8 protein-coding genes are annotated in these 7,238 nt (G+C 64.3%); 7 read left to right on the top strand and 1 reads right to left on the bottom strand.

Annotated features, from left to right (window positions below):
- Window positions 1-55: 55 nt before the first annotated feature.
- Window positions 56-793, bottom strand: coding sequence for an AfsR/SARP family transcriptional regulator (locus ELR45_RS31895; RefSeq protein ID WP_165368282.1), 738 nt, complete (start codon window positions 791-793; stop codon window positions 56-58).
- 106 nt (window positions 794-899) lie between these two features.
- Here ELR45_RS31895 and ELR45_RS36130 point away from each other — a divergent pair, with 106 nt between their 5' ends.
- The 7 genes from ELR45_RS36130 to ELR45_RS31920 all read left to right on the top strand — a co-directional run bounded on the left by ELR45_RS36130 (window position 900) and on the right by ELR45_RS31920 (window position 7,013).
- Window positions 900-1,061, top strand: a complete 162-nt coding sequence (locus tag ELR45_RS36130; protein WP_165368283.1) for a hypothetical protein — start codon at window positions 900-902, stop codon at window positions 1,059-1,061.
- Between the two features lie 6 nt (window positions 1,062-1,067).
- Window positions 1,068-2,090 (top strand): alpha/beta hydrolase family protein, encoded by a 1,023-nt coding sequence (locus ELR45_RS31900; protein WP_129669886.1) that lies wholly within the window; start codon window positions 1,068-1,070, stop codon window positions 2,088-2,090.
- A 563-nt stretch (window positions 2,091-2,653) separates the two neighbouring features.
- A complete protein-coding gene (locus ELR45_RS43195) occupies window positions 2,654-3,127 on the top strand; it encodes a DUF5956 family protein (protein WP_476704144.1) in 474 nt (157 codons plus the stop codon).
- Window positions 3,128-3,758: 631 nt separating this feature from the next.
- Window positions 3,759-4,712 carry a phosphotransferase family protein gene (locus ELR45_RS31905; protein WP_129669887.1) on the top strand — a complete coding sequence of 318 codons (954 nt, stop codon included), beginning with the start codon at window positions 3,759-3,761 and terminating at the stop codon, window positions 4,710-4,712.
- 137 nt (window positions 4,713-4,849) lie between these two features.
- The gene (locus ELR45_RS31910) at window positions 4,850-5,539 is read left to right on the top strand and encodes a helix-turn-helix domain-containing protein (protein WP_129669888.1); all 690 of its coding nucleotides are present in this window, start codon (window positions 4,850-4,852) and stop codon (window positions 5,537-5,539) included.
- Between the two features lie 55 nt (window positions 5,540-5,594).
- On the top strand, window positions 5,595-6,137 hold the full coding sequence (locus ELR45_RS31915) for a dihydrofolate reductase family protein (RefSeq protein WP_129669889.1): 543 nt from the start codon (window positions 5,595-5,597) through the stop codon (window positions 6,135-6,137).
- Window positions 6,138-6,245: 108 nt separating this feature from the next.
- Entirely contained in the window at window positions 6,246-7,013 is a 768-nt protein-coding gene (locus tag ELR45_RS31920; RefSeq protein WP_205857678.1) for an alpha/beta fold hydrolase, read from the top strand.
- Window positions 7,014-7,238 lie beyond the last annotated feature (225 nt).

Below are 7,238 nucleotides of genomic sequence, written 5' to 3' on the forward strand. Positions count from 1 at the left end.
GTCCTGCATCTCTGGACGTAGACGCTGGATCAGCGTCGGGCTGAGCGCCGCAACGTCACTTCGTGCGTCGATGTCCTAGCGCCTCGAGATAGATGTGCTCGACCTCCGGCGCGGGCGAAATGCCCATCACCTCGCTTAGCAGGTCACGCAGTTCGGTGTAGACCCGTACGGCTTCGGCTCGGTCTCCAGCGGCGACGTGGCACTCCATCAGCCGGGCATATACCGACTCACGGTACGGGGCGAGCGCGACCGCCCGACGGGCCGCAGCCACAGCCGTCGGTCCGTTGCCGACCTGGAGCCACGCATTCGCCAGAGTGTCATACGTTCGCACCTCGAGCTCGTGGAGCTCGCGGCGCCGCTGCTCCACCCATGGCAGGTCTTCACCAGACAGGAAGGGACGGCGCAGGATTGCCGAGGCAACAGCCGCCGCCGGCCACGCCGCACGTGCGTCACCGCGAACCACCGCACCTTCGGCGAAATCCAGCGAGTTCATCGCCTCGCGGAGATCGATCCACGTGCCGGCTGGGAGTCGCAGCTCGTAGCAGCCGTACGAGCCCTCCAGGGAGTTGGAAGCGTCGACGCCGACTCGGCTCAAGGTTCGGCGCAGTTTACTCACGATAGCGTTGAGGGCGGTGTCCCAGGCATCGGGAAGACTGTCGCCCCAGATGGCCTCCGCTAGTTGGTGCCGTTCGACCCGCCGTGGGCTCTCTGCGAGGTAGACGAATGCCAGTCTGCCCTGCCGCCCGAGAAAGTCCGCCTGTTCCAGAACACCATGCGGGCTGTCAATCGTCACTCGTCCGAGGAGGTAAACGCGCAGCACGACAGTCCCAATCTGTGGCCAAGGCGCCGCCAAGCCAGAAAGTCTAGTCTCACACCATACGCCGACGAAGGAGGACACCATGACCGACAACCGGCCCAGCGTGATCGAGTGCCCGTGCGGCGCTGTCCTCGAGGGCACGAGCAGCAGCGCGGTGGCTGACATGGCGCAGACCCACGCCAAGGAGACGCATGACATGGACCTGTCGAGAGAGCAGGCCATGGCGATGGCGCGGCCAGCTTGACGACCAATGCGCGCGAGTTCTGGCTATCAACGGGTGCGGGGTCACACCTGGACCCTTGTCACCGCCGCCGCTTTGGCGACCGTCGCCTGCGGCACTGACAACGAACAGGGGGTTGGGCCGACCGATGTGGAGTCGCCCTCCGGTCCGCACGTCGACGTCGTAGATGAATCGGCCTTCGACTACGACGAAGGAGGTAAGCTCAATGTCGAGGAAGAGCCGGCGGATTTGACGGTACCGTTCCCGGATGTCGACATCTTCACCATCAGCTATGACAGCGCGGGCGGCGAGGTCACCGGGCTTATCGCCTACCCGCCCGAGGGAGACACCGACGCCGGTGTCATCGCGATGCATGGCATGCCCGAGCGGGCCGTGGACATGATCGAGCCGCTCGCGTTCCTCTCCTGCGCTGGGGCCACGGCCATCGCCATAGACGCCCCGTATGCCCGCGCCGACCGGATGACTACGCCACTGCTGTTCGACGAGACCGATCGCGACGAGATGATCCAGCTGGTGGTCGATCTGCGCCGCGCTGTCGATGTTCTGGAGAGCAAGGGCGTCAAGCGGATCGCCTACGACGGTGTCAGCTGGAGCGTTGACGGCGGAGGTGTCCTCGCAGGCGTCGAGCCGCGCATCGACGGCTATGCGTTCATGGTCGGCAGCCCTGTCGTCGACCGATTCATCCGCAACGGGTCACCGATCGGCCCGCTCGCCGAGCAGAGCGAGCAGGTCATCAACGATTGGTTGGACCTGATGGCGACAGTGTCGGCTATGGAGTTCATCGGCACCGCCACCGCGCCGATCTACTTCCAGAACAACACCAGCGATACGATCTCCACGCCCGAAAGCGCCGAGCGGCTGCACGCTGCGGCAGGGCCCGATCACGAGGTGCAGTGGTATGACGACTCGCCCAGTGCGAATGGCCACGACCCATCGCTGCAGATGATCGCCGACCACATCCGCTGGCAGACCGACCTTCTCGGGCTCGATACAGATCGCGTCGACACATGCCTCGCCCCTCTAGAACAGTGACTGCGGGGAAACTGCCGCGAGTGAGTGGAGCCAGATGTGGGGGGAGTGGGTGAGCCAGACGTTGGGGTCGCCTCGCACGACTATGACACACGGTGTGAGAACGGCTCGTGGTGCGGGCGTTCAATCACGGCCTATATTGCCGAAGTAAAGGGAAATGGTGCCTACGGCAATAGAGACGGCGTGATTGGAACATTCGACATCATTTGGCGGCAGAATTTCCAAGGTCCGTATCCACAGTGGCGACTCGCAGTGGATTGGGACTCAGGACCGAGGATTCACCTGCAGGAGTACAAAGCTCAGTGCCGTAGGCATATTTCCGGTAGTTCAGATGCCTACTGTGGCTCCCGGCTATTCTATCCTGGTTCAATATCCTCGAGCTCGCGGCGCAGTTACTCGCCCTCGTCTAGCGGGTATAAGAAGAGCGGAACGAGACTCAGCGGGTCAACGTCGAGGAAGTATCACGACGATTTGACGGGTACCTTCCACGCGGCAGGCTACACCTATGCGTTCCGTGCGGGGACTCTGCACACGGGACACTGGCGCAATTGCGGTTCGAGTACCGGATGCAGGTACTATCAGGTTCCGTGGACAAGCAGCCCGTGAACTGTACTAGGTTGGTGAAGACGGTGGCAGACTGGGGCGTAGTTGAGGAGCCGGCATCGAGTCCGCCCGCCGGAGACGATTGGGTCGAGGCGCCGGATGCGCCGATGTGGGTGTTTCTTCCGGCCGTATGGCCGCACCCGCATCGAACGTGGATTCGTAGGGAACGGGACAGAGTTGTCACCACATTCGATATGGTTATCGACGGAAACGTCATCTCGAAACGGGTGACATCATGGACAAATGAGGACTATGTAGTTGAAGAGGCAGACAGCAACGTAACTCTCGCAAACGCTGGCCTTCCGGCACGACCCCCGAAAGAACGTGGTACCTGCGTTTACCGAACGGGGTCGAGCAACTGGACGACGTTCTCCGCCAGTTCATCGATGAGGCAGATGCCAACAGCATCGAGCCATGGTGCAATCCAGAGTTCGTAGCTTTCGTCTCAAGACGGCTTCGCGAGCAGTACTCATGGTGAGTGACGCGCCAGCTACTGACGGTCACACGCCGATGACCTCCGGGAACTGTCCTTTGAAGCTGGTCTGAATAGAGGATTCGACATCCTTGTTATCCCAGCACAGGACCACCCACAGGGGTATCGCTTCTAACCGAAGCGAGGAGGTTGTGGACTACGTCCGGCCGGGCCACCCGGTCCGTGCATGACACCGCCATCCGCGTCGCGACCGTCTCGCCACGCTAGACGGAAGAGCCTTGACTTCTTCGGCATGCGGAGCGTCCATGGAGAAACACTGGGCTGGGTGAAGACCTTGGGCGAGGTCCGCGTCACATCGCCCACAAGAAACCCAAGAACGGCAGCCTCACCGAGGCCCATAAGGAGTGGAACCTGTTGATCGGCGCCAAGCGAGCCCTGGCCGAGAGAGCCAACGCCTACCTGAAGACGTGTTTCCGCTGGTTGCAGAAGGTCTCCAGGTTCGCGCATGTCGGTGCGGGTGCCGGTGCTGGCTATGGTCCGGCTCGTGCCGGTGGAGTTTCTGACTGAGCTGCACGGCCATCGCCTGCAATGAAAGGCTTTTGCGCGTGCTGCGGTCCGGATGATGCGGTGGCCCGGTGATTAACCACGATGAGGCGGCGGCCGTCCGACCGTTGACACTGGCTTGGGTGAGCCGGCACCTCGAGGCCGGCGAACGGATCGTCAGAACCGAGGCGCTGCACGGCGGCATCACGGCCGAGATGCGGAGGCTGGCCATCGGTACGCGGGACGGAGGCACCCGTGACCTGGTACTGCGTACCTTCGTCAACGTGGAGCACGCCGAGGACTGGCTGAACAGGGAGGCTGGCGCCCTGACCCTGCTCACGGGGACCGACGTGCCGGCTCCTGGACTGGTCGCGGTTGACCCGACCGCCGCGCATTGCGAGTATCCATCGCTCCTTATGACACATCTGGCGGGGCGGGCGGTCCTGGACGATGAGGGATTGGAGAGGCGCGTTCCTCTGCTGGCCCGTCAGCTCGTGGCGATCCACGCGTTGCGACCCGCCGAGCGGCCCCGGGAGTATGTGGCGTTGACGACCGCCGACACCGTCGTGGTGCCGAAGGGCGCCGACGGGGCGGCATGGGCCGCGGCGATCGACGTCATCCGCAAGCCCGCGCCGCCCTACGCGGGGCGATTCCTGCACCGAGACTTCCACCCTGGCAACGTGCTGTTCGACGTGCCGCCCCGAAGGCCGGCAGGTGCCCGGATCACCGGCGTCGTCGACTGGGCAACGACCTCCTGGGGCCCGGCGGATCTCGATGTGGCGCATTGCTCCACCAATCTCGCGCTGCTGCACGGCCCTGCGTGGGGTCTGCGGTTCGCTGAGGCGTATGAGGAGGCCGGCGGGGTGCTGGCCGCGGCCGCGAGCGAGCGCCTGTACTGGAGGGTGCGGGACGGGCTGGCGTTCTCAGAAGAGGTGCACTCGGCGTCTCAGCCATGGCGGGAGGCAGGGAGGACAGAGCTGACGACGCGAACCGTGGAGCAGCGGCTGGATGCCTATGTCACCGCCCTGATGGACGCGCTGGGCTGACAGCCGCCATCGGGTCTGAGCAGATTCGACCAGCTTGAACACCATGGCCAGTGCGGCGGCTGCGCTGCCGGCGCTTCCCCTGTCCTGTAGGCGGTCCACATTGCCGAGGATCATCGTGAGGTCTAGTATTTCGCCGGGTGGGGCTGATCTACAACGCTGTGGCCGGCGAACTCCCGCTGGTGCAGCGGGTGTGGACGGCGACCTGTGAGGCCACGACCGGTTTCAGCTCCGCGGTCAAAGCCTCATCCATGATCTGTTTTGCGCGGAGCGGTGACGGCGTGACGGTGCACCTCAAAGGACCGGAGACGACGGGCACCTTGATGACGTGTCCGGAGGGCTGGGAGTTCTTCGGGGTGGAGTTGCGGCCCGGTGCTTATCTGCCGCTGTATCCGCCCTCGAGCCTGACCAACTTCAGGGATGCGCTGCTGCCGATCCTGCCGGGCGGCCGGATCTTCCTGGACAACTGGGACTGGGAGATGCCGACCGAGCAGAACGTCGACGTCTTCGTCAACCGGCTGGTACACGCTGGCTTGTTGATCTTCGACCCGCTGGTCGACGAGATCCGGCACGGCGAACGTCCACGCGGCATGTCGGAACGGATCGCGCAGATCCGGTTCCGCCGGGCCACCGGGATCTCGCACCGCAAGTTCGTCAGCATCGAGCAGGCCCGGCACGCCGCGCAACTCCTCACGGCGGGCAGATCGATCGCCGACGTGGTCACTGCCGGCGGCTACTACGATCAGTCACAGCTCGCGCGAGCGATGCGGTGGGCGACCGGTCACACCCCGGGCGAGTTGAGGTCCGGCATCTCGTTTCTGGCGTTGTGATGCGGCTTCGGTTCGATACAAGACGGACCATCAGCCGAATGGTTGACTCCTGGACGTGCGAAAACTGATCGAATACAACCACCTCTCGATCGACGGGAGGATGTCCGGCGACGCCTGGTGGGCCGGACAGCAGACGATCGTCCCCAACGACAATCATTTCGCTTATCAGCGTCGGCTGCTGTCCTCGGCGGTCGGCCTCGTGCTCGGCCGGGTGACCTACGAGGGCTTTGCTGAAACCTGGCCGAGCATGACCGGCGATGTCGCCGACAAGATCAACTCGTTGCCCAAGCATGTCGCCTCCACCACGCTGACCGAGACCACGTGGAATGCCGAGGTGCTGGCCGGCGATCCGGTCGATGCGGTCGCCCAGCTCAAAGACGCCGGCGACGGCACATTGGTGAAGTACGGCAACGGCCCGTTCAGCCGAGCGCTGGTCGAGGCGGGTCTGCTCGACGAACTGCATCTGAGCATTTCGCCGTTCGTCGCTGGGTCCGGTGAATCGCTGCTGTCCGGCATCCGCACTACCGCCATGGACCTGACGGAAGTGACCGAGCTCGGCAACGGCACGGTGGTGCTGACCTATACACCGAATCGGTAGCCGGGCACCAAGAAGTTGGCGACCTGTTGACCGCCGACGTCCAGGTACTCGACGGATGCCGACAACGGCACGCTCCGTAGCCTCCATGACAGCGACGAAGGAATTGATATGACTCAAGGCGCGTACGCCTCGGTGAACGGCATCGACCTCTACTACGAAATCCTCGGCGCCGACCGGCCCGGTCCGCCGCTGATCATGCTGCACGGCGGCGCGTACACGTTCCATCTGAGCTTCGACTCGCTGCTGCCGGCGCTGACCGCCGAGCGGAAGGTGATCGGCGTCGAGTTGCAAGGACACGGGCACACGGCCGACAGCGACCGGCCGTTCTCCATCCGGCAATGCGCCGAGGACGTGACCGCCCTGCTCGATCAGCTCGGCATCGAGCAGGCCGACTTCTTCGGCTACAGCCTCGGCGGGCTGGTCTCCACCGAGGTCGCCGTCTCGGCCCCAGAGCGGGTCGGGCGGCTCGTGCTGGCGGCCTCACATGTCCGGCCGACCCGATCCGAGGCCTATTACCCCGAGATCACCACGCTGGAGCTGACTTCGCCTCGGATGCCGACCGAGGAGCAGTCCGCGGCCATGATGCGCGCCTACGACGAGGTGGCTCCGAATCCCGACGACTTCTTCCCGTCCGTGCAGAAGATCCAGCCGGCGGTGCACGACTTCGAAGGGTGGGCCGATGAGCAGCTGGCCCGGATAACCATGCCGGTCTTGATCATCATCGGCGACACCGACTTCGTCCGGCTCGAGCACGCCGTCGAGATGAAGCAGCTGCTGCCGAACGCGCAGCTGGCGATTCTGCCGGACACCAAGCACCTGCAGGTCATCCGGCCCGACCTGGTGCTGCCGATGGTGACTGTGTTCCTGGGGCAGTGATCAGAGCCGGCGGTCGCGACGCGTACCCGGCGAGCTCGATGTATGCCTCAAGGTCATGTGGTAGAGCGTGGCCGGATGGTGGCGAGGGCGTGGGAGGTCTCTCCTGTGGCTTCGGCTGCCGGGGTGTTCAGGAACCGTTCGGCGAGCTGCCATCCGGTCTGTCGGCCGTCGACGGCGATCGTGGTCAGTGGCGGGGTCAGGAAGGGGGCGAACGGTGCGTCGTCG

Source organism: Phytoactinopolyspora endophytica, from assembly GCF_004138495.1.
Lineage (GTDB): Bacteria > Actinomycetota > Actinomycetes > Jiangellales > Jiangellaceae > Phytoactinopolyspora > Phytoactinopolyspora endophytica.

What these genes read in the sequence shown, in the direction of transcription:
- ELR45_RS31900 (WP_129669886.1), top strand. Translation starts at nt 1,068, where the DNA reads ATGCGCGCGAGTTCTGGCTATCAACGGGTGCGGGGTCACACCTGGACC.
- ELR45_RS31920 (WP_205857678.1), top strand. Translation starts at nt 6,246, where the DNA reads ATGACTCAAGGCGCGTACGCCTCGGTGAACGGCATCGACCTCTACTAC.
- ELR45_RS43195 (WP_476704144.1), top strand. Translation starts at nt 2,654, where the DNA reads ATGCAGGTACTATCAGGTTCCGTGGACAAGCAGCCCGTGAACTGTACT.
- ELR45_RS36130 (WP_165368283.1), top strand. Translation starts at nt 900, where the DNA reads ATGACCGACAACCGGCCCAGCGTGATCGAGTGCCCGTGCGGCGCTGTC.